This is a genomic window from Deinococcus alpinitundrae, from assembly GCF_009982895.1.
GTDB lineage: Bacteria > Deinococcota > Deinococci > Deinococcales > Deinococcaceae > Deinococcus > Deinococcus alpinitundrae.
In genome coordinates, this window is sequence record NZ_WXZL01000315.1 from 1 (window position 1) to 264 (window position 264).

Genomic DNA, 264 nt, shown 5'->3' on the forward strand with positions numbered 1-264 from the left:
GGCGTTCAGTTTTGTTAGTCGCATTATTTTGGTGTGACTGTTTAGAACCTTGTCGTTCAGAATCTTGCTTTACTTGATCATCATTTTGCGTTCTGATTGTTTTACTATTTTGTGTTGATTGATGCTTCGATGATTGAAGCGTATCTTTACCTTCTGTCACTGTTCCACTTTTATCATTCTTTTTATGCATATCGTCTAATTGCTTTCCTGACTGCATTTGATGTGACGTTATCGCATTCCCTTGTTCTCCCGATTGATTTAGTG

Annotated in this window: 1 pseudogene; it reads right to left on the reverse strand. The window is 37.1% G+C overall.

Going from position 1 to position 264, the window contains the following annotated elements:
* Nucleotides 1–264: pseudogene (locus GUI70_RS23555) on the reverse strand (hypothetical protein); the annotation flags it as partial.